21 protein-coding genes are annotated in these 18,712 nt (G+C 67.7%); 18 read left to right on the forward strand and 3 right to left on the reverse strand.

Annotation, left to right across the window (positions count from 1 at the left end; genetic code table 11):
- Positions 1–147 precede the first annotated feature (147 nt).
- The 9 genes from RM788_RS44030 (at position 148) to RM788_RS44070 (ending at position 7,771) form a co-directional block, all read left to right on the forward strand.
- Positions 148–924, forward strand: coding sequence for a hypothetical protein (locus tag RM788_RS44030; RefSeq protein ID WP_315926519.1), 777 nt, complete (start codon positions 148–150; stop codon positions 922–924).
- A 343-nt stretch (positions 925–1,267) separates the two neighbouring features.
- Positions 1,268–1,600 carry a hypothetical protein gene (locus tag RM788_RS44035; RefSeq protein WP_315926521.1) on the forward strand — a complete coding sequence of 111 codons (333 nt, stop codon included), beginning with the start codon at positions 1,268–1,270 and terminating at the stop codon, positions 1,598–1,600.
- A 303-nt stretch (positions 1,601–1,903) separates the two neighbouring features.
- A complete protein-coding gene (locus tag RM788_RS44040) occupies positions 1,904–2,986 on the forward strand; it encodes a hypothetical protein (protein WP_315926523.1) in 1,083 nt (360 codons plus the stop codon).
- Positions 2,983–3,696: a hypothetical protein gene (locus RM788_RS44045; RefSeq protein WP_315926525.1), complete on the forward strand. Its 714-nt coding sequence runs from the start codon at positions 2,983–2,985 to the stop codon at positions 3,694–3,696. Before RM788_RS44040 ends, RM788_RS44045 begins: the two co-directional genes overlap by 4 nt.
- Complete coding sequence (locus tag RM788_RS44050; protein ID WP_315926527.1) at positions 3,693–4,421, forward strand: hypothetical protein; 729 nt, start codon at positions 3,693–3,695, stop codon at positions 4,419–4,421. Before RM788_RS44045 ends, RM788_RS44050 begins: the two co-directional genes overlap by 4 nt.
- On the forward strand, positions 4,418–5,503 hold the full coding sequence (locus tag RM788_RS44055) for a hypothetical protein (RefSeq protein ID WP_315926529.1): 1,086 nt from the start codon (positions 4,418–4,420) through the stop codon (positions 5,501–5,503). The genes RM788_RS44050 and RM788_RS44055 overlap by 4 nt, the downstream gene beginning before the upstream one ends.
- Before the next feature lie 238 nt (positions 5,504–5,741).
- Positions 5,742–6,182, forward strand: coding sequence for a DUF6355 family natural product biosynthesis protein (locus RM788_RS44060; RefSeq protein ID WP_315926531.1), 441 nt, complete (start codon positions 5,742–5,744; stop codon positions 6,180–6,182).
- Positions 6,183–6,396: 214 nt separating this feature from the next.
- Positions 6,397–6,888 carry a hypothetical protein gene (locus RM788_RS44065; protein WP_315926533.1) on the forward strand — a complete coding sequence of 164 codons (492 nt, stop codon included), beginning with the start codon at positions 6,397–6,399 and terminating at the stop codon, positions 6,886–6,888.
- A gap of 484 nt (positions 6,889–7,372) precedes the next feature.
- The gene (locus RM788_RS44070) at positions 7,373–7,771 is read left to right on the forward strand and encodes a hypothetical protein (RefSeq protein ID WP_315926535.1); all 399 of its coding nucleotides are present in this window, start codon (positions 7,373–7,375) and stop codon (positions 7,769–7,771) included.
- A 276-nt stretch (positions 7,772–8,047) separates the two neighbouring features.
- On the opposite strand, the gene RM788_RS44075 is transcribed toward RM788_RS44070, so the two are convergent.
- Positions 8,048–8,911, reverse strand: coding sequence for a hypothetical protein (locus RM788_RS44075; protein ID WP_315926537.1), 864 nt, complete (start codon positions 8,909–8,911; stop codon positions 8,048–8,050).
- 280 nt (positions 8,912–9,191) lie between these two features.
- On the opposite strand from RM788_RS44075, the gene RM788_RS44080 reads away from it, so the two are divergent.
- From RM788_RS44080 to RM788_RS44100, 5 genes are all read left to right on the forward strand, one after another.
- Complete coding sequence (locus RM788_RS44080) at positions 9,192–9,863, forward strand: Crp/Fnr family transcriptional regulator (RefSeq protein WP_399341975.1); 672 nt, start codon at positions 9,192–9,194, stop codon at positions 9,861–9,863.
- A gap of 125 nt (positions 9,864–9,988) precedes the next feature.
- On the forward strand, positions 9,989–10,330 hold the full coding sequence (locus RM788_RS44085; protein WP_315926539.1) for a hypothetical protein: 342 nt from the start codon (positions 9,989–9,991) through the stop codon (positions 10,328–10,330).
- A gap of 164 nt (positions 10,331–10,494) precedes the next feature.
- Complete coding sequence (locus RM788_RS44090; protein WP_315926541.1) at positions 10,495–10,932, forward strand: hypothetical protein; 438 nt, start codon at positions 10,495–10,497, stop codon at positions 10,930–10,932.
- A complete protein-coding gene (locus tag RM788_RS44095; protein WP_315926542.1) occupies positions 10,910–11,374 on the forward strand; it encodes a hypothetical protein in 465 nt (154 codons plus the stop codon). Before RM788_RS44090 ends, RM788_RS44095 begins: the two co-directional genes overlap by 23 nt.
- Before the next feature lie 110 nt (positions 11,375–11,484).
- The gene (locus tag RM788_RS44100) at positions 11,485–11,985 is read left to right on the forward strand and encodes a hypothetical protein (RefSeq protein WP_315926544.1); all 501 of its coding nucleotides are present in this window, start codon (positions 11,485–11,487) and stop codon (positions 11,983–11,985) included.
- A 205-nt stretch (positions 11,986–12,190) separates the two neighbouring features.
- Here the strand turns inward: RM788_RS44100 and RM788_RS44105 are convergent, their stop codons facing one another.
- Positions 12,191–13,342 (reverse strand): hypothetical protein, encoded by a 1,152-nt coding sequence (locus tag RM788_RS44105; RefSeq protein WP_315926546.1) that lies wholly within the window; start codon positions 13,340–13,342, stop codon positions 12,191–12,193.
- Positions 13,343–13,608: 266 nt separating this feature from the next.
- Between RM788_RS44105 and RM788_RS44110 the strand changes: the two genes are divergently transcribed.
- The 4 genes from RM788_RS44110 (at position 13,609) to RM788_RS44125 (ending at position 18,046) form a co-directional block, all read left to right on the forward strand.
- Positions 13,609–14,547, forward strand: a complete 939-nt coding sequence (locus RM788_RS44110) for a PP2C family protein-serine/threonine phosphatase (protein WP_315926548.1) — start codon at positions 13,609–13,611, stop codon at positions 14,545–14,547.
- A gap of 75 nt (positions 14,548–14,622) precedes the next feature.
- Positions 14,623–15,090, forward strand: a complete 468-nt coding sequence (locus RM788_RS44115; protein ID WP_315926550.1) for a hypothetical protein — start codon at positions 14,623–14,625, stop codon at positions 15,088–15,090.
- 852 nt (positions 15,091–15,942) lie between these two features.
- A complete protein-coding gene (locus RM788_RS44120; protein WP_315926552.1) occupies positions 15,943–16,902 on the forward strand; it encodes a hypothetical protein in 960 nt (319 codons plus the stop codon).
- Between the two features lie 424 nt (positions 16,903–17,326).
- Positions 17,327–18,046: a hypothetical protein gene (locus RM788_RS44125; RefSeq protein ID WP_315926554.1), complete on the forward strand. Its 720-nt coding sequence runs from the start codon at positions 17,327–17,329 to the stop codon at positions 18,044–18,046.
- Here the strand turns inward: RM788_RS44125 and RM788_RS44130 are convergent.
- On the reverse strand, positions 18,043–18,519 hold the full coding sequence (locus RM788_RS44130) for a hypothetical protein (protein WP_315926556.1): 477 nt from the start codon (positions 18,517–18,519) through the stop codon (positions 18,043–18,045). The two genes, RM788_RS44125 and RM788_RS44130, sit on opposite strands and share 4 nt — an antisense overlap.
- Between the last annotated feature and the right edge of the window lie 193 nt (positions 18,520–18,712).

An 18,712-nucleotide genomic window follows, 5' to 3' on the forward strand; every position in this document is an offset into this window, starting at 1 on the left:
CGGCAGTTGATAACTCGGTGTGCCGCACCGCGTCCTGGCGGCATGGCCGCCTTAAGGCATTCGGTCATCGGTAGCGCAGTCCGCCGATGACGAACAAGCGTCACATGAGGTCGTGGCGGACCTCTGGCATGGAGTGAAGGTGTCGGCATGACCGACGAATTGACGAAGGGTTTCGGGGTGGGCGTGAGAGCAGAACGACAAGAGTCGAGTGCCGATGTGGAAGCCTCATCGCCACCGGTGGCACCGAACACGACCGCCAGTCAGGTGGTGTGGATGCCGGAACCGGCGGCCTGTGCCGGCAGGCTCGACCCAGGCCAGTCGCTCATTCCTCAGCCGCTGGCCGACATGCTCGACTGGCACGTCTGGCCGGCTGCTTCCTCATGGCCGAACGGTGCGCGTGCCCGGACGGTGTGCGAGCACGTGGACTACGAGCTGATCTGGAGCAGCAGCCCCGAACTGTTCTCCCGACACGTCAAGCTGGGCGTACCGCCACCCGAGGTGCTGTGGGCCGTCAAGCACGAACTGTCCGAACTGGGCTACCGGCTCATGTTCGACATGCAGGTCGAACAGGTCGACGACGAGATTGCTCTGGTGATCTACGGCGCCGGGATCGTGGGCAGGATGAGCGACGCAGCATGGCAAGTCGCCGCACCCTTGCTGACCACCTGCTGCGCAGCGGTTCGCGAGCCCCGAGATGACGTGGATCTGGGGTCACTGCTGGAGTTCCGTCCGGCACGAGATCCCATCGCCGGAGGCGTTCGACCGATCCCGAACCGGGTCAAGCCCGAACTGTGGCAGGTCGGAGACTGGATCCACACCTGGTGGTCCTATCCCGCATCCGGACCGCTCCGCGACGGCTGCACATGCATTGCGCATGCTGCGGCGGATCGTGTCGCGACCTTCGGCGGCAGCCGTAAATCCTGAATTCTCCAACGTGGAGACAAATTCGATCTCGGTGGGGTTCGTACGCTCGCTTGCAGGCTGAACTCCAAAGTATTGCCAGTAATGCCAGTTGAGCCATCAGCGTCATTGGGGTGGCAGTAGCAGGTGACGCTTGGACGCGGCCGAATGCCAATTCATTCGGCCCCATTTGCATGCCAGAAAACGGCGGAAAGATTCCTCTGCGGGATTTGGGTTGAATTGCTTGACGTATCGATCAACGCTGCAGAAGTCTGGATGTGGCGCAAGCGTCCCGACCTGAATTCGTCGTCAGGATCCCGTGGGCGCTGCCCGAACAAATCCAAGGCTCATGCCACGAAGGAGCATCATGGCTTTTCGGCTCTTGCGCGCGGCGGGAATCGCCGCCGGCAGCTCGTTGATCGCGCTGTTGGGGACCTCGACCGCGTCCGCTCAGGTGGTGGACTCCGTGCAGCCGCAACTGCACGCCGACGCCACCGCCGACACGCCCACCTGGCGGGTGCAGCCGCAGGCCCGTCATCGACCGGGTGGGCCGCAGCTCCCGGTGCAGCAGGTCGCGGTGCGGCTCGCGCTCGGTCACGCAGGCGTGGTCATCGACTCCCCAACCGCGCGGTCGGTCGTCGACTACACCGCGCGCACGCCCTCGCTGTGGCAGACACCGCTACGGGGACTGCTCCACTGATCGGCGATCGCCGATCAGTGGAGCAGTCGCACGCTGACGCCTTCGGGCTCACTCGTTGCGAAGCGGCCGGGAGGCGGTGGGTGATGTGCCGGTGCGCATCCCGAGATATGCACCTGTGACATCACCCCTCCCCGCGAGCTTTTGGCAAACGACGGGTAGTCCTTAGTGGACCGTGAGGACGCTTCGATTGCGACGACTTGTCTGTCCGGTGACCACTACCTGGACTGTGCTGTAGGCGTCCACGAGGACTCCGAAATCTGCAGGGATTGTCCACGTCTCCCGCATCACCAAAGGAAGACACTCATGATCGGTCGGATACGGGCTGCGCTGCTGTTGGCCGCAGCCGTCCTGTTCGCCACCGCGTGCACCAGCGGCCCTACCTCGGCGACCACGTCGAGCACTACGACATCGGCCACCGACCAACCCGCGCTGCTCGATGCCGTCCCGGAAGCTGGCCGAGCCAAAACGATGGCCTACAAAGGGTTCCGGGCGATCGATCCCTGTGCGTTGCACGACCCGACCGCCGCACAGACCATCAGTGGCGACCAGGTCGACGAGCTCCTCCCGAACCTCGACGGCCTCAACCAGTGCGTCCTGCGCCTGACCCGCGGTGAGTTCGCCGCCACCTGGACGCTCTACCTGGAAGTCGGCGCCGACTACGACGCGGGCCGTCGACGCGATGCTGCCCCCGAGACCATCGGCGGCAGGCTGACCTACCTCGAGGACAACGAGGACGGGACCGGCTGCGATGTCGCCCGCCCGCTCGACGGCACATCCGCGATCGTGCTGCACGTCCGCAACTACACCAGCCGCAGCGCCCAGGACCAGCCGACGATCGCCCCCTGCGACCTGGGGCGCCAGTACGTCCAGGCCGCGGCCGCGGTGTGGGCGGACCCGCCGCGTCGCGACCGCGGGCTCACCAGCCCCGCATTGGCCCTGGCCGCGCTGGACCCCTGCGAAGGGGCCGCGGCGCTGCTCGAGGAATACGGGGACGCCGCGGAACTGCACCCGACCGAGCCGTTCAAATGCGGTGCCCGCGCCGGGTACGGATCCAGGGCCGGTGGCAAGGACAAGCCGAAGCAGGAGAAGAAGGAAGAGGTCACCGTCAGCTTCGCGGTCGAGGACCAGCCGCTGAAGTTGGTCGGCCAGAAGGTCAACGGCATCGAGCACACCGCGCTGACCGTCGGTGACCGCAAGGCCGTCGCGGCCGCGAGCAAGAGCGGATGCCGCACCGCGGTGGTGTGGGACGAGAACACCTGGATGGTCGCCGACGCCAAGGCTGAGAACGCCCCGAAAACCTACGAGGTGGTCGTGGTCCAGGCACCGTCGTGCGACACCGCGCAGGCCACCGCCGACAAGGTCCTCACGAAGGTGGGACGGCGATGAACAACCGCACCACGCTCGTATTCGGCGCGCTGGTCGTGGCCGTGGCGGCGGTGCTGACCGGGTGTACCAGCGTCATCGGCGGCCACGCCGTCCCCGCCTCCGCCGGAACGTCGGCGAGCACGCAAGCCCCGATCGACGTCGAACCCGCGGGCGGGTGCGCACGCAGCGCCGAACCCGCCACCTGCGTGGAATGGACGCAGACCGCGGTCGACACCGGCGAGAAGCTGGCCGCCACCGCACAGACCAACCCCGAGGCCGCAGCCCAGATGGCCTGCTCCGCGCTGTCGGACACCCAATGGGCGACCTACCTCGGCCAGGACTTCTACCGTTACGTGGAAAACGGAACCTGCACGGTGTCCTCACAGGACAACCAGCTCTTGGTCCGCACTGCCGTCGTCCCCGGCAAGTCCTGGTCGGACTACTTCGAAGCGGCGTCCAAAGACCCCAAAGCCATAGCTATCACCACCACTTTCACGATCAACGGCAAGGCCGTGCTCCGGTCCGCCCCGAAGAACACCGTCGACGGGCTCGGCCAAGACCTCGAAGACCTGACCACCGGCGCCGGCGACGAGTTCAAACCTTGGGTGCTGCGCGTCCAGATCGTCCTGCAGCAACCCCGCGGCAAGGCCTCCACGACCCCGGTCGATCGGACGCGGTTGGCCTTTCGCGACGCCCTGGTCGGCGACTTCCTCACACGCCTCTTCCCGTGAACCTGACCGCTACCAATCCCTTGGGGGACAACATGACCGTGCTCAAGTCCGTACTGCGTTGCGGCCTGGCCGTGGCCGGGACGCTGCTGGCGGTGGCCTGCACGTCCGCACCCGACGACAGCACCGCGTCAACGCCGGGCTCGGCGTCGGCCGGTTCGTCGGCGTCGGCCGCGCCGAGCAGCTCCGCGTCCGGTTCGGTGAAGCTGGGCGACCAGAACAAGCCGGCCGACGCCTCGGTCAAGGGTGCCGCGTTCGACCCGTGCAAGGTCCCCGCTTGGACCGCGTTCCCCGCCGCGGTACGCCCGAAAAACGAGGCGGACAAGCCACCACGGCAGCGTGAACCCAAGGCCAACGACCCGTTCGAGATCTCCTGCTTCTACGACAACAGCGAGGCCGCCAGCACCAGCGCGGCAGGCCGGCACTTCGTCGCGACCGTGCTCTGGGCACCGAAAGGCAAAATGCCCGTAGACCCCGGCCTGCCCCAGAACCAGGCCACTGCGAACGACCCCGACAGCAAGGTCGAGGCCAAGACGATCGCCGGAAGGCCCGGTCTGCTGCGATCCGGCAAGAACGCCACCAGCAAGGAACCCACCTGCGGGGCGCTGGTCGAGCTGGCCGACGGCAGCACCGCGGGCGTCCTGCTCGTCAACGGCCAATACCCGGATCAGGACACGTGCACGATCGCCGAAGGCGCGGTCGCCACCGTGGTGAAAGCGACGTCATGACCGCCCCAGACAGCGTGGCAATCCGCGCACTGACCGGCGACGTCGAGGTGCTGTCCTCGACCTTCCCCGACACGGCCGCGGCCCCCGCACCGTCAGCGCAGGAGTTGACGCGGCCGATCCGCCGGATCAGCCGACCGGTCGCGGCGTGGCTGGCGATCGCCCTGCCGGTGCGGGCGCGGTGGCGTGGCGCACCATCGGGTCTGCGGCCCGCTGTACTCGTCCTGGCCGCCGCGCTCGGGATCCTGGCATTGCGCCTGGCCGACGTCGACACCGAGGCGGGATCCGCGCCAAGGTCGGAACCTGCCGTCGGGCAAGCGGATACCCCAACACGCTCCGACGCGGAGCAGTCAGTGGTCCCGGTAGGCATACCGGCTACCGAAGATCCCGCAGGGCAAGGTCCGGTGCAGCTCACCACCGAGCAGGTAGCCGCCCTGCCACAGGCGAGCGTGGTCGACTCCGTCCCCGGCGCTCCCGCCGATCCGGCGCCAACGACGGAGCTGGACGGGCAGGTGCTGCACCCGATCGAGACGACCGCGGTCTACACCGCACCGGGTGGCCCCGCGATCGTGTCGCTGCCGGCCAGGCTGCTGGGAGCCGACACCTGGGTTCCGATCGTCGACCAGCGACCGGGCTGGGCGATGGTGCTGCTGCCCACCGCCGTCCCCGACGGGTCACCCAGTCCGGCAGGGTGGATCCACCTCACACCCTCGATCGCACTCGACCGCATCGACCGGCACGTCCGCATCGACAGCCACAACGGCAGCATCTCGGTGATCGGCCCACTCGGCGCGGCAGGCCACGGAATCACCGGCGCGGTACCGCGGATCGAGGGCGGCCGTCGCACGTTCGTGGCACTGGCCCCCGCCTCACGGCCCACCTACTGGCCGGCCTCGGTGTGGTGGCCCGTGCTGGTGCGCACCGACCGGCTCTGCCCGCACGTCCTGGGCGGGATGGTGATCCCCGGACTGCGCTGGGACTCGCCGACCGACCGACTGGACGCGACCGGCTGCCTCCCGATCCCGCCGGCGACGCAACCGCTGCTGCGCGACCTTCCCGCCGGAACAGCAGTCCTCGTGCACTGACCCCCGATACGACCACCACGCGCACATTCCGGTGGCGCACTCTTCTCCGCCGGCACGGATCGCACATGGCGCTCGACTCCGCCCATGCCTCACAAGGATATCGGCGTGATGAGCAGGGCAACTCACAACGCTTCACGCGACCACGTTCTCGGATCGAGCTGACCTGGCTTCCGCTTCGCTCCGATAGATGTCCGCACCAACAAACAGAATACGGCACCCGTCTGTCCAAAGGAAGGAAATGCTCGTGAACAGCTCAATTCTCAGGCGCGTTATTGGCGTCCTGGCCATCGTATTCGGCCTGACGCTGACCCTGATGGGCGGCAGCGCGTCCGCGCAGGTGTACGGCAGAGCAGAGCCCGCGTCATCCACACAGGCCGGCACCGTGTCGCCGTACCCGTCCGGAGCTGGGATCAACCAGCAGGACGCGCTGGTTCGCGACGCCGCACAGCCGTCCGGAGGTGTCAGCACCCAGGGCGCGGAAATCTGCGGTTACTGGCTCAATCGCGATTCCTACTACACCCACTGCGGCTCCAACTCCATCGTCATCCACGTCGACTTCGCCTTCACGAGCGATCGGGAGATCACCGTGTGGCCAGGCCGCACCAACCTGTCCCAGCACTGGGCCCTGCGAAATCAAGGAGGCTGGATTTACGACGCCTACTGCGTCCAGCGCTGCTGACCAAAATCGGCAAGAAGACGCGTTCTTTTTCGTTGTGGCTCGATGGCCTGCGCAGGGTCATCGAGCCACAACGAAAGATAATTCATTCGCGAAGCAGTGATGCAAGGAATGCGGTGGCACGATGACAATGGGGTATCTGGCAGGGGCGATGTTCGTGACGACATCGCTTGTCGCCTGTACGACGCCACCGGCCGCGGTTCCCACGACCAATCCCGTGATCACCTCGACCGCGACTTCCGCGCCGCACGGCCGCGCGGACACCTCGCTGCCAACAGAGGTGCCGCCGCCACCGACCGCGCCGACCGCGGCCACGACGAACTTCCACGACCCGGCCGCGGTCGCACGCGACTGGATGACGCAGTGGTGCCCGTTCGACTATCGGGAACCCCGCAACAACCACGTCGAGCGCTCCACGGTTTTCGCCACCCCGGCGGCCAAAACCGCGGACCTGGCCCACGGCACCACCGTCGAGGCTTACCGCACTGTCGTGATGCAGAAGCTGAGCCGCCGATGCGACCAAGTCACCGGCGCGATCACCCCCAACGCCGAGCACAGCACGGAACTGGTCGCCGTACTGACCGCCCGCCGCACCGACCTGGCCACGGACGCGCCGGTCGGCGCGGACACGGTGGCCGTCGTCCGCTCGATGCTGCTCCAGCCGGACGGGCGCTGGCTCGTCGACGTTCCAGCACCACTTCCTCGTTGAGCACGCTCACGCGCTTCTCCCGTCACACCCCAACCACACCTCGCTAGGACAACGACTGCCTTCCCGACGACCGGATCACCACGACAGGAGCACGACCATGGACGCCCGCCGCGGACACAACGCGTCAACCGCCGATGACGACGGCCTGGCCACGGCCGTCACCACCGAACCTCTCGACGAGGCCACGCCAGACAAACGCGCCGCAGTAGCTGCACGGACCTGGAGTCGGCCCGGTCGACGCCGCGAAATGCTGCGCTCAACCCGGCGTCAACCAACCCGCGGACACGCAGCCACACGAGCCGCTGGTTCCCTCACCTCCACGAGCCGCTACCGGCAACAGTTCCGGCGACCACGTCAGCCCCAAGCCCGCACAGCGGCCCACGACACGCCAGAGGAAGCCGACACCGCCACAGCGGACACACCGCCACGAGAGAACCGAGAGCCCACCCTTGGACGACATCGACGACGGGACCACAAGAAGCGGTTGATCGCCGCGGTGAAACTGGCCAAGGACCTCCACCTCGCTGGCCTCTGGATCGTCCTCGCCATCACCTCGTCCAAGACCGCGGCGTGCATCGCGCTCGCGACGATGGCCCTGACCCACCTGGTGGTCACCGCGGCCAAACATCACGTACCGAACTCGCGATTCACAGCGATCACCGCACTGGCCAAAGACTTCCTACTCGGCGGACTGTGGCTCACCCTCGCCGCCTGCTCCGGCACGCAGGCAGTGTCCGTCGCGCTGTCAGCGATGGCGGTGACCCACCTGGTGGCAACCCTCTCGACCGCCGGAGAGCGACTCCTGAGTAGCGAAACCCCACCTCACGTCGGCGGCGGTATCACCAGCGCGAACGAAGCGACCCACCACGCCTCAGCGACCTGAACGAACCCCGGCCCTGTCCAGCCTCCGCAGCTACACACGCCAGAGCCCAATGTTCCTGCACCTGCGCACGACACCGTTCGAAGGCATGCTCGACATAGACTGCAAGCCCTCCAAAGTCGACGCTACCCTCGTCTTGCCCGCATTCGTTGCGGCGGTCGACACTCCTGTGTGGACTCGCGAGATACCGCACGCGGCCACCCCTGCCAACCCGGCCGTTCTGCTGAGCGACGTGCACCTTCTGGCTGCGGTCGGTGAGGTCCCGTCGCCGAGGTCGGCCTAATTGCCGTAGCGAACCTGCCACACCTGCGGTCGGTTTTCGTCGGGCACGAACGCGACGCTGGCAACCTCGATCAGCTCCGCAGCCCATACGGCCACCGCGCTGTCAGGCTCGTAGGGTTCGTCACCGATGATGGGCAGGACACCTTCGGCGATGAATCCCATGCCCTCATCGGTGTCGGCGCCCATGACCCATGCCGCACGTGACGTACCGGCGTCGTTGATCCGCAGCTCGTGCGCGCTCGGGATGGTGGTGTCGTCGTCATCCATGATCTGCTCGTTTCCTGTCTCGACGACCTCATGGGCCGGTCGCTTGTCGTGGACATCCGCGTGAATTGGAGTCACCAACGGCTTTTCGCCGGCCCGCTGGCGTTGTGCGGCGCGACGGACGGTGTCGGCGTTGACGCCGACGGCATGCAGCACCGCGGCACGTTCCTGTGTAGAGGTCGCCAACGTAATCGCCTTACCGATGTCGGCGAGCGCCAGAGCCGCGTGCCAGGCGGCCACCGCCAGCTGCTCCGGCTGCTCGCACAGCATCGACGGCAGCAACACGGTTTGTGCTGCCTCGGCGAGTTCGCGTACCTCGTCGCCATCGAGCGGGGCGTACTGCGGGATTCGTACCGGAGCGGTCTCGTCCGTTGGGTCGACGCCCTGGGATCGCAGATCGGTGTAGACGGTTTGACGAGAGACGCCGGCCATCCGCGAGAGCTCGCGGATGTTGCGCCCTCCCGCACACCACGCTGTGGCCAGCAAAGTCGCCCGTTCACCGGAAGCTGAGACACGATCACGACGGACACCCCACCTGCGCAGCGCGGTAAGCGCGAAGAGGCGGACGGTTTCCGGATCGGGCAGGGCCTGGCTCACCACGTCAACCTAATGTCCACTCACCGGGTATGTCCAACGATTTGACATGTCTGCCGATTGGACACTGCGGGTTGGAAAGGTCGATGTCCACGGCCCTTGGCCTGGCCCGGACTGCAGTCGGACGTGGCACACAGTTCTGCCGGTCGCTCGGGTCGGGTGCGGCGCCGCGCTCAGCCAAGCACGCCACCCCTTCTTCTCGAGAACGAGAACCGCTGCGGTGAAGGGGGGTGGCGTGCTCCCGCTCGCGCGTCCGCACACCCGACCGAGCCCCCGGAGTCGCATGATGTCCGCCACTCGATCAGTCACTAGCACCTCCACCGCCCATCCCGTCCATGCCGCTCTCGAGTCCATCGGTGAAGCCATCGAATTCCCGCGCGGTCACGTGATCTTCGCCGAAGGCGAACCCGGCGACCGGCTCTACGTCATCCAGTCCGGCAAGGTGAAGCTCGGCCGCACGACGTCCGGCGGCCGAGCGAACCTGTTGGCGATCTTCGGCCCGTCGGACATGTTCGGCGAGCTGTCGATCTTCGACCCCGGCCCGCGCGAGTCCACCGCGACCACGGTGACCGAGATGCGCGCGATCAGCATCGAGCGCGCCGCGCTGCGGCAGTGGATCGCCCACCGACCGGATCTCGCCGAGGAGTTGCTGCGAGTCCTGGCCCGGCGGGTACGTCGGACGAACACCATGCTGACCGACCTGATCTTCACCGATGTACCCGCTCGCGTGGCCAACGTGTTGCTTCAGCTCGCCCACCGGTTCGGCAGCCAGGAAGCGGGACGGCTCCGGGTCGCCCACGACCTGACGCAGCAGGAGATCGCGCAGCTCGTGGGCGCGTCGCGGGAGACGGTGAACAAGGCGCTGGCCGACCTCTCTCACCGCGGTTGGCTGCGGCTGGAGGGCAGGAGCGTAGTGATCCGGGACCTGGAGCGACTGGTACGTCGAGCGCGCTAGGAGCACTCGGTGCACAACGAGACCCGACGAACCCGCGCTCGCAACGGAACTCCAATCCCTCGACCGTCCGCTCCTGGCCGCTTCACCGGTCGTTCGTTCTTTCTCGCGCCGACACGAAGGGATGGATGACCATGCCCAAACCGAGCGACCCCGCCGACGTCGTGGAGCTCACGTTCGGCGGCGGCCGCCGCATCCAGGTCCACCGGATCATCGCTGGCCGGGTCCGCGGCCTGGACATGGACGGGGACCTGCTCATCCCACTGGGAGATGCCCGCCAGTTGATCCGTCACGAGGACGACTCCGAATACCTGGTGGCACTGACCCCCTGCTGCCACGCGAGCGGCAAGGGAGCCGACGTGGCTACCGGGGTGGTCTGCCGTGGCTGCCACCGCGAGGTCGACGGAAAATACGGGGGCCCCGGCAAGATCGCCCTGCTCCTCGACGCGCACGAGCACCACCACCACTGATCCGCCACCGCCGGAAGCGTCCATGCCTCTAGTCGCACGGGGGATGCCCTGCGCTCAGCCAAGCACACCCCGCCTTCGCCGGACCGTGCCCTCACTCGTCCACCGAGGGTGGGGCGTGCTGCTGCTCGCGCTGACATCCCCGTCCGACCTTCGGGAGCAGCACCATGTCCAACACCTCACCCGCCGACCAAGCGCTCGGCACCCGAGCCGACCGGATGCACGCAGACCTCGACACCGCAAACGCCCTGGCTGGCGGCCGTGCGCAAGCCCTCGCCGACCTGGCCACCGCCGCACATGACCTGCGGTCCGAGCTTCTGGCCACCGTCGACGACCTACCCACCCTGCTCGCCGGAGTTCCGGCGGCAACGGCGACCGCGGTGATGACCGCCGTGAACGGCACCGTCCGCGCAGCGCACGACCTCGCGCTGCGCGCCGCCGGCTACACCGATCTCGATTCTCACGACATGGTCTACCCCCGGCATCACCGTCGACCTGCAGCAGCACGGTTGGATCGAGACCCCCGGCACGATCGCCGACATCGACAACGGATCACGATCCTCCGAGCAGCGGCGCGGTTGGTTGCGGATCTTCCAGCGCGGTGATCACGCGCTGCACCTGTGGTTCACCAGCTCGTACTCCCTGGCCGCCGCCAACCTCAGCAGTCGCGGACCTCTGTACGAGACCTTCGACGTCAAGGCCGCGATCACCTCACACGACACCCCAGGCACGCTCACCGTGCCGTTCCGCCAGCCCAACCGCAAGGACACCCCTGCCGCCGCCGACCTGACCTGGGAGCAGGCTGGCTCGTTCCTGCGAACCTACGGTTTCACGCTCGCCAGCACCGACCCCTGCGACGACAACGGCGTACCGACACTCGGGTCCGGCGGCTCGGTGAAGATCCACAGCTGGGTCAAGCACGACCCCCGCCACCCCGCGCCGCTGCGTGTCCGGCTCTACGGCAGTCCGGACGACCAGCCCATCGCCTGGTACTGGGCCGGCCGCATCCGCAGCCTCCAGCAGTTCGGTCGCATCTGCACCCGCTGACCGACTCGCGGGGATCCGCCGACCCGAGAAGACACCCGCGGGTGATCGGGCGACAGCATCCGTCGCCGGTAACCCGCCTGATCACTGTTCCCACCCAGGAGGCATTTGTGATGAACACCGCCGCGTCGCGGTCGTCCACCCGACCGCGATGGATCACCCCCTACGACGCCAGCCGCTCCTACTTCCTTGACGATGACGTCGACTGCAACATCCCGCGACGAGGTGTCCTGGGAGAGCTCGGAGCCTGGAACCACGCCCGTGGCCACCTGGTCGAGCTGCGACGACGACTGGGCGGCACACCGCTGGCGCTGCACTACCGCGAACTGCTCACCCGCCACCCGCACGACACCGACGACATCCCGCCGCACCTCCCAGTCGGCAACGAGGTCACCGCACGCCTGCGCACCGGTGACGACCAACTCGTCACCGTCGTCACCCGCGCCGAGTGGGCCCCCTACGGGACGCAAGGCGACCACTGGCAACTCACGATCGACGACGAAATCCCCACCGACACCGACGACCCGGCCCTGCACGGTGTACACCGCTACGCACCGACGCTGCCGTACCTGGCGTTCCTGGTGGAGCTGCACCTGAGCCGACGCGCGTCCTGACCGCCGCACCTGGTGACTGTGCTGTCCGAAACCGCCACTGCGACTGACAGCGTCCCGGACTAGCCGAGCACCTACGTGCAGAGCGAGCCGTCATTAGCCGGGTAGCGCACCGTGCACGGGCAGCCAGATCGCTACCTGACAGGCGCAGTGGAACCTCGACTACTTCGCTGCGAGGTCACCGATCCGGCGAACACGACGTGTCCGGCTACGACGGCGGCATCGCCACGTTGCCCGGCGACCGCGGTATCCACTCTGCGGGCGGCTGCATGCCCTCGGCGACGGCGGCACGCCGCGCGATGCCCAGGAACTCCTCCCGAGCACCGCTCTCCGAACGCCCTGTCCCACCCAACAGCAGGTCGGCGAACGTCGTCGAACCCCACACCGCCTGCACCCCGTGCCGTGCGAGGTAAAGCCCGACCGACCTGATCCGGTGTCGGTCCACAGTGTCCAGCCAACTGTAGGCAAGCAACCGCCACAGCAGGCGTGTGATCACGCCGTCCTCGACACTGGCCACGACAGCCACGTCGATCGCGGTCCGGTCGATCAGCAGATCAACCTGCGCCCAGTGCGGCACCACGATCGGTCTCGAGACCCCCAACGGACCCGCGGCACGTGACCGACGGCCAGGAGCATCGCCGCGCCACCCGCGCAGCGTCCTCCCTGCGCTCACCGCGGAGACCAGTTCGATCAAACAGCGCACGGCCTCGCCGGGGACGGCACCACGGAGGTCCTCCACGGTGTAGCCAGGAGTGGCATGCACCGCCGCCAGTTCGGCGGGCCATCGGGTGCGGTTACCGAGTTCCCAGGCCGCGAGCACCCAGCACGATCGCGCCAGCCCCGCTTCGGCGCCGAGAGAGCCGATCGTCCCCGGCGGAGCATGCTCGTACAAATAGCCCGCCGTGCGCCGCAGGAAGTCCTCCACCACCTGCTCATCCTCCAACACCGACCCGTCCGCTCCCGCCGTCGCTGCGGAGTCGGCACCCGCCGCGCCCAGCCAGCCAGAACTGCCCGGCGTGAAAGGCGACCACCGGCTCCCAGCATCAAGTACTCGGCCGCGGGCGAACAACGACCGCGCTCGGTCGATGACGCCACTACCGACCAGATTCGCGCGGATCGCACACAGCAGGGCCGTCGCCGGGGCCGAGCCGTCGACCAGCAGCGCCAAGCGCAGCCGGAGCGCCGCGGCGACAAGCGACCACTGTGGGCCGGAAAGCCGACGGTCACGACCGATCGGCTCCGGGTTGCCGGCTGCCGCCACCTGGCGACGTACATCGGCGACCAGCTGTGCTGTTCCTGATAGGTGCGTGGCACACCAGCGGCCCAGTTCACCCCGGTGCAACTGCGTGGTCAGCGACACGCTGTGCAGTGTGCACCGACCCGGACGCGGCGGCACGTTGCGCGCCACCCTGGGCGGCCAGCAGGGACCGCACGGCGTGGACTCCACCAGGCCAGCACGCCCCGGTGGGGTTCGCGGCGATGAACCCGCGCCGATCCGGCCAGGTGACGGTCCTCGCTGCGCTGCGGGCCACCCGCCCGAACCAGCCGCAACCCCCGCCGCCCAGACCCCACCCAGGCGCGCTGAACACGGCCCGTCCACGCACCGCGACGGCCGGAGGCCACACCATGATCGACACGTCACGCCGACTGACCTTCACCACGGCCGCAGGGCTGCTGCTGCACGACGTGCGCCTCGCCACCGCAGACGAACTCGACGACTTCGACCGGCAGCGCCTGTTCGGCGCCGAGCCGTCCTCGCCCACCCTCGCCCGCTGTCGCTGTGGCTGGACGCGCAAAGCCGACGACCTGATCACCGTTGCCGGGATCCACCTCCAGCGCGACCCCGGCTTGCCGGTCCACCACGTCGGCGGCCACAGCGCCATCGGATCCCGTTCCCGCAACGCTGACAGTTACGGCAGCGCGGTCGACGACACCACCGGTATCGCCGCGTTCGCCGTGGCCGACGGCATCGGCAACCAACCCGACGCCGCGAAGGCCGCCGCGGTCGCGGTGACCACCGCGTTGCCCGCCGCGCTCGAAGCACCCGACAACCCCGCGGTCGTCGGCATGCTCGCCGCACGAGACGCACTGCAGTGCCACGACCTGGTCTACGACGGTGACACGGTCATGGTGCTGGCTGTCAGCCGTCCCGCGGTACCGGGCCGGGGCATCACGTGGGACCTCGCCTGGACCGGTGACTGCGAAGGCTGGCTGCTCGACGACAACGAGCTGACACCGCTGACCTTCCCGCACACCAAGGGCCAGGCGCTGCGCGAGAGCGGATACCCGGAGTCCGTCGCCGCCCGCCACGACAACGTCGTGCTTACCACCGTCGGTACCGCGGACCCCGCCACCCTCGGGACCAGCACGGTCACCACCGACCGCGGACGACTGGCACTGACCAGTGACGGCGTCGGCAAAGCCCTGACGCACTCCGAACTCCACGAGACGCTGTCCGAGATCACCGACCCGCGGGAATGCGCCGAATTCCTCGTCGGCTTCGGCGTCGACCGGCCGCGCGCCGACAACGCCACCGCCCTGGTCATCGACACCCACCGCCGCTAATCCACGATCACACGTCGTGCCCGCAGGTTCCAGTACACGATCGGAACCTGCGGGCACCCAAGCCGGAGGCCCCCTGTGAAGTCCGGAACCGACCATGACGACTCCGCCACCCAACCCTGCTCGATCCAGCTCCAGCAGTGGAACTCCCAGGACCGGTGGACCATCGGCTGTCACACCCACCGCTGCGACGCGCACGCCCACTATCCCGACGAGGCATCCGCCCGCGCCGCGTTCTGTTGCGACCGCGGTGCCCGCTGGTGGTTCATCGTCCACCACCTCGACGACGACCCTCCACCGGAACTGGCGGACCTCACCGGACTGGCCGACGAGGTCCGCGCCTACATCCAGAACGACGCACTCGGCGAACGTTGCCTGCTGGCCGTGTGGCGATACCTCGACGGCCAGTGCTTCGCCGTCGACATCGGGATCACCACCGTCGGCCAAGACGAGTGGCTGGTCCACATCCGCGACGACCCGGCCGACGCCCATCACACGGGGCGGGAGCCAGAGGAGTACCTGACGTTCCACCACGTCCTGGATTGACCGGCAGCACCCAATCGAGCGGCAGATCGGGCATGACACTGCTCGACCTGCCGGCACACGCTCACCGAACGGAGTCGAATCCGTTGCGCACCAACGACAACCCAGAATCGTGTAGCGTGACTGCACCTCTGGCTCTGCCACGACCAGCGTGGATCCCTATACGGAGCCCCAGGGTTCGGCGCTCGCGGGGATGCGGATGCGAGTGTTGCTCCGGCGGCTTGTGCGGTGGCTGCGGTCATGCCGGATGCGGGAAAAGGTGACGAGCCCGCCCGCCTTTGGCATCCATCGGCGGCCACCGAGGCGCTCCAGGTAGACAGTGCCGGGACTCGCAGGTTGTGCGCCTGCGGGTCCCGGCACCGTCAGGTCGAACACCTGGCGAGTGCCAATCCGGTGCGGGAAATTCTGTGGCTTGGCGACAGGGCGGCGGTCTTTCGGCGGATAACCAGCCATGTGCGCGGGCCGCCGTCCGCGCACATGGCGAACCTCCTCCAGTCACTACGATCGACCATGTCCTGCCCATGGCGCTGCAAGCGCTGCCCATGACCTCCCGATGATCCGGCACCGAGTCACCAGGACCGGTGACCGTGCCTTCCGGTCGGCGCCGCGGACGACGATCCCAGCACGCCACCGCATTCCCGGCAAAGGCGCTGACGCGTCGCTACGCGATGGCCGCAAGCGGCCACCTTCTGCCAGGACACGCGGTTGGCGTGCCCGGTTCGCACTCGTCCACGAGCCGCGACCGGAAGGCCCTCCATGATCGACCTACACGACCAGGACTCTGCACCCTCCACGCCCTGGAAACCACCGCTTCCCACGCAGGTACCCGCTGTTCACGCAGCGCTTCTGCGGTGGGTGGGTAGCGCTTTCGGGATTATCACCACCGCGGAAGCCCACGCTCACGGCGACAGCACGATCGTCCCGATCGCACCGACCCCGATGCAGTCCGCGATGGCCGTGCACGCCGAAGAGCTTCGACGGCTGCGCGATGCACACCTCTACGCCGTCGACGACGAGATGACCGCGCAGGCGATCGCAGCCGGCACGCGTCTGTCCGATTGGTCGCTCACTCCCTCCGACTTGCCCTGTGAACAGGGCTTTGTCATCTACGACGCGCCGATCGGTTACACCGACACCGGCCACGGCGCCATCCCGGTCGTTGCCTGCTCGTGGGGACCATCTCCCGGCTGCGCGCCACCGCAGGGGGCGGTATGGCTGACCTTCTGGACCGCACCCGATCCGGACTCGCTGGCTCTCGCCGGGATGAACGCGTTCCTGGGCGAGGACACCGACGAACTACTCGGCGACTCACCTGTCAGGCTGCTGTGGGATGACGAGGCGCTGGTCAGTTGGTCATCCGACGCGCCGGAGATCCCTACCGAGCCGTACCTCGTGCACAGGGTCGACGACATCACCGGCATCATCGCCAGCGATCGCACCGTGCCGTGGATCAGGACGATCATCGCGACCTGGTTGCTGATCCAGCAACCCACGGTCACCGAGATCGCCGAACAGCACGCGTCGCGTCCGCAACGCCGCCGCGCACAACGCACCGGACGAGTCCTGCCCCCGGTGCGGGTGGTCAGCATCCACCGTGCGGTCCACCGATCACCTCGACCGCTCACGCCCAGCGGACGCGTTGTCGGTGTCCGCTTCCCCGTGGAGGGATTCTGGCGAAACCAGCCCTACGGCCAGGAGCGGGCGCTGCGCCGCCGGCAGTGGATCGCCGAGCACTGGCGTGGACCACGCGACGCGCCGGTGCTCGACCGGCCGAAGGTCCACCGAGTCGAGTCGGCTTTACCGGAGGAGATCTGAACCTCCGCGATCCAAAGGATCACACCCGACTGCGCTGGATCGGCGCGACTGCGCCGGTCCAGCGCGAAGGACGCCGGCGCAGCGAGGTTCATCCACCCGCGGAGCCCGCACATCCCACACGGTGGCGATTCGTCTTGCCGCACTCCGCGCACCTCGGAAGACCCCGAACAGGAATCACTGTGAACACGATTGCCAACACCCCGAATGCCGCGCCGACGACCACACCTTTCCACTGGGAACCACGCCCCGGAGCACCCGCGACCAACTCGATGTCCGCTCGGCCGCGCGCACACGGCCCAGGAGAGCGGAGCAGACCCGAACGGAAGCCGTCATGCGTCCGCTTCGCGGACGACGCCATGACGCCCCCGTTCACGGGCCCGCTGCCTGTCCCCGGACCGTGTGCCCAGCAGCCGAGGAGAGTCCGATGACCACCGCCTACCCGGAGACGAGCGTGCCCGCCCCGCCCACGCGCAGCAACCGGATCAACCTTCACCAGGAGTTCGACGTCGAAGGATGCCCGTACAGCGTCACGGTCACCAGCACACCAAACATGATCGACACGGTCACCGTCGACCTTGCCGGAATGGGCCCGGACGGCGAGGCCACCACCGGTCACTTCACGGTGCACATCAGTGCCCTGCCGCACCTCAGACGAGTCCTCGCCAGCACCTTCAACGGCCTGGCCGTCTTGCACAATGCCGTGGCGCCACCACGTCCAGCGCGCGAACGGCGCCGGACCGCGCGCAAGCCCGGCAACTCCCACCAGCCGTGGACTCCGGACCTGGACTCCAGGTTGACCCAAGCGTGGCAAGCAGTTGATCCGACACGACCACCCATCGAGGCCGCCACCGCTCTCGCTCTCGCGCTCGCCGTCGACATCGCCGACGTCACGAAGCAATTCGAGCACCCTGACGCGATCCACTCACCCCAACACGTCATCGGGGCTATCGCCAAGCTTATGGGGCGCACCTCGGTCGCGATCTCCTCCAGGCTGGAGAGACTGCAACTGGATCCGGGAACCCCTGGGCGAGAGTCGGAGGCTTCCTCGCTGTCGGTTCCGCGCGATGTTCGCAGCGAGCAGGAACCCGACCAGCACATCGACAACCAGGTTCAGGCTGTCGGGCAGCGAGTTGCCCGGTCCTAGCTGCCGGTGTGCTGCGCCCGCTGGCGTTTTTGACGGCGGAGTCGGACGGATTCTCCATCCCAGAGTGCTTCCGCGATCGAGCTCTGCTCAGGTGTGTCGAGTCGGATGCCTTCTGGCAGAAGGATGTCAGCGAGGTGCATGACCAGGGTGTCTTGATCTCGCTCGATCTCCTGGGGGTCGACAACAAGCGTGAGGTGAACCACTCGTGCTCCGCGGCCGATCTCACCCGTGATGTCTGCGCCGAAGATGCCTTCCAGTCTGGCTGATCGCAGGATCCGGTGGACGTCCGCGGCCAACTCCTTCGCGTTGAGGTAGGCCAGCACGACCGGCCTGCTCACGGCCGGAGCAGCCATGCGCGCGATCTCGTTGGCGCTGACTCCGTGCTTGAGGTCATGGTCGAAGGCGCGGAACAGGCCCTGCCGTTCATCGAGAAAAGCCTGGACCGCCTGAGGGGTCGCGCTCGTAATGGTCACCCCCAAGACCATGGGGTCAAAACTTTGACCGGTCAAAGTTTTGACCGGAACGGACGTGTGATCGATGTCCAAGTCTGCTGTGGACAGTCCGGAATGGTCTCCGAGTAGTGACGGGACATCACGGACTGTCCACGACAAGGTAGTGCTCACCTCGCTACGGCGGGTGCCCAGAAATGATGCGACATCTCGGGGT

Origin of the sequence: Umezawaea sp. Da 62-37 (assembly GCF_032460545.1) — a bacterium.
Classification (GTDB): Bacteria; Actinomycetota; Actinomycetes; order Mycobacteriales; family Pseudonocardiaceae; genus Umezawaea.

What these genes read in the sequence shown, in the direction of transcription:
- RM788_RS44080 (WP_399341975.1), top strand. Translation starts at nt 9,192, where the DNA reads ATGATGTCCGCCACTCGATCAGTCACTAGCACCTCCACCGCCCATCCC.
- RM788_RS44055 (WP_315926529.1), top strand. Translation starts at nt 4,418, where the DNA reads ATGACCGCCCCAGACAGCGTGGCAATCCGCGCACTGACCGGCGACGTC.
- RM788_RS44060 (WP_315926531.1), top strand. Translation starts at nt 5,742, where the DNA reads ATGCTCGTGAACAGCTCAATTCTCAGGCGCGTTATTGGCGTCCTGGCC.
- RM788_RS44125 (WP_315926554.1), top strand. Translation starts at nt 17,327, where the DNA reads ATGACCACCGCCTACCCGGAGACGAGCGTGCCCGCCCCGCCCACGCGC.
- RM788_RS44035 (WP_315926521.1), top strand. Translation starts at nt 1,268, where the DNA reads ATGGCTTTTCGGCTCTTGCGCGCGGCGGGAATCGCCGCCGGCAGCTCG.
- RM788_RS44085 (WP_315926539.1), top strand. Translation starts at nt 9,989, where the DNA reads ATGACCATGCCCAAACCGAGCGACCCCGCCGACGTCGTGGAGCTCACG.
- RM788_RS44100 (WP_315926544.1), top strand. Translation starts at nt 11,485, where the DNA reads ATGAACACCGCCGCGTCGCGGTCGTCCACCCGACCGCGATGGATCACC.
- RM788_RS44045 (WP_315926525.1), top strand. Translation starts at nt 2,983, where the DNA reads ATGAACAACCGCACCACGCTCGTATTCGGCGCGCTGGTCGTGGCCGTG.
- RM788_RS44110 (WP_315926548.1), top strand. Translation starts at nt 13,609, where the DNA reads ATGATCGACACGTCACGCCGACTGACCTTCACCACGGCCGCAGGGCTG.
- RM788_RS44030 (WP_315926519.1), top strand. Translation starts at nt 148, where the DNA reads ATGACCGACGAATTGACGAAGGGTTTCGGGGTGGGCGTGAGAGCAGAA.
- RM788_RS44040 (WP_315926523.1), top strand. Translation starts at nt 1,904, where the DNA reads ATGATCGGTCGGATACGGGCTGCGCTGCTGTTGGCCGCAGCCGTCCTG.
- RM788_RS44090 (WP_315926541.1), top strand. Translation starts at nt 10,495, where the DNA reads ATGTCCAACACCTCACCCGCCGACCAAGCGCTCGGCACCCGAGCCGAC.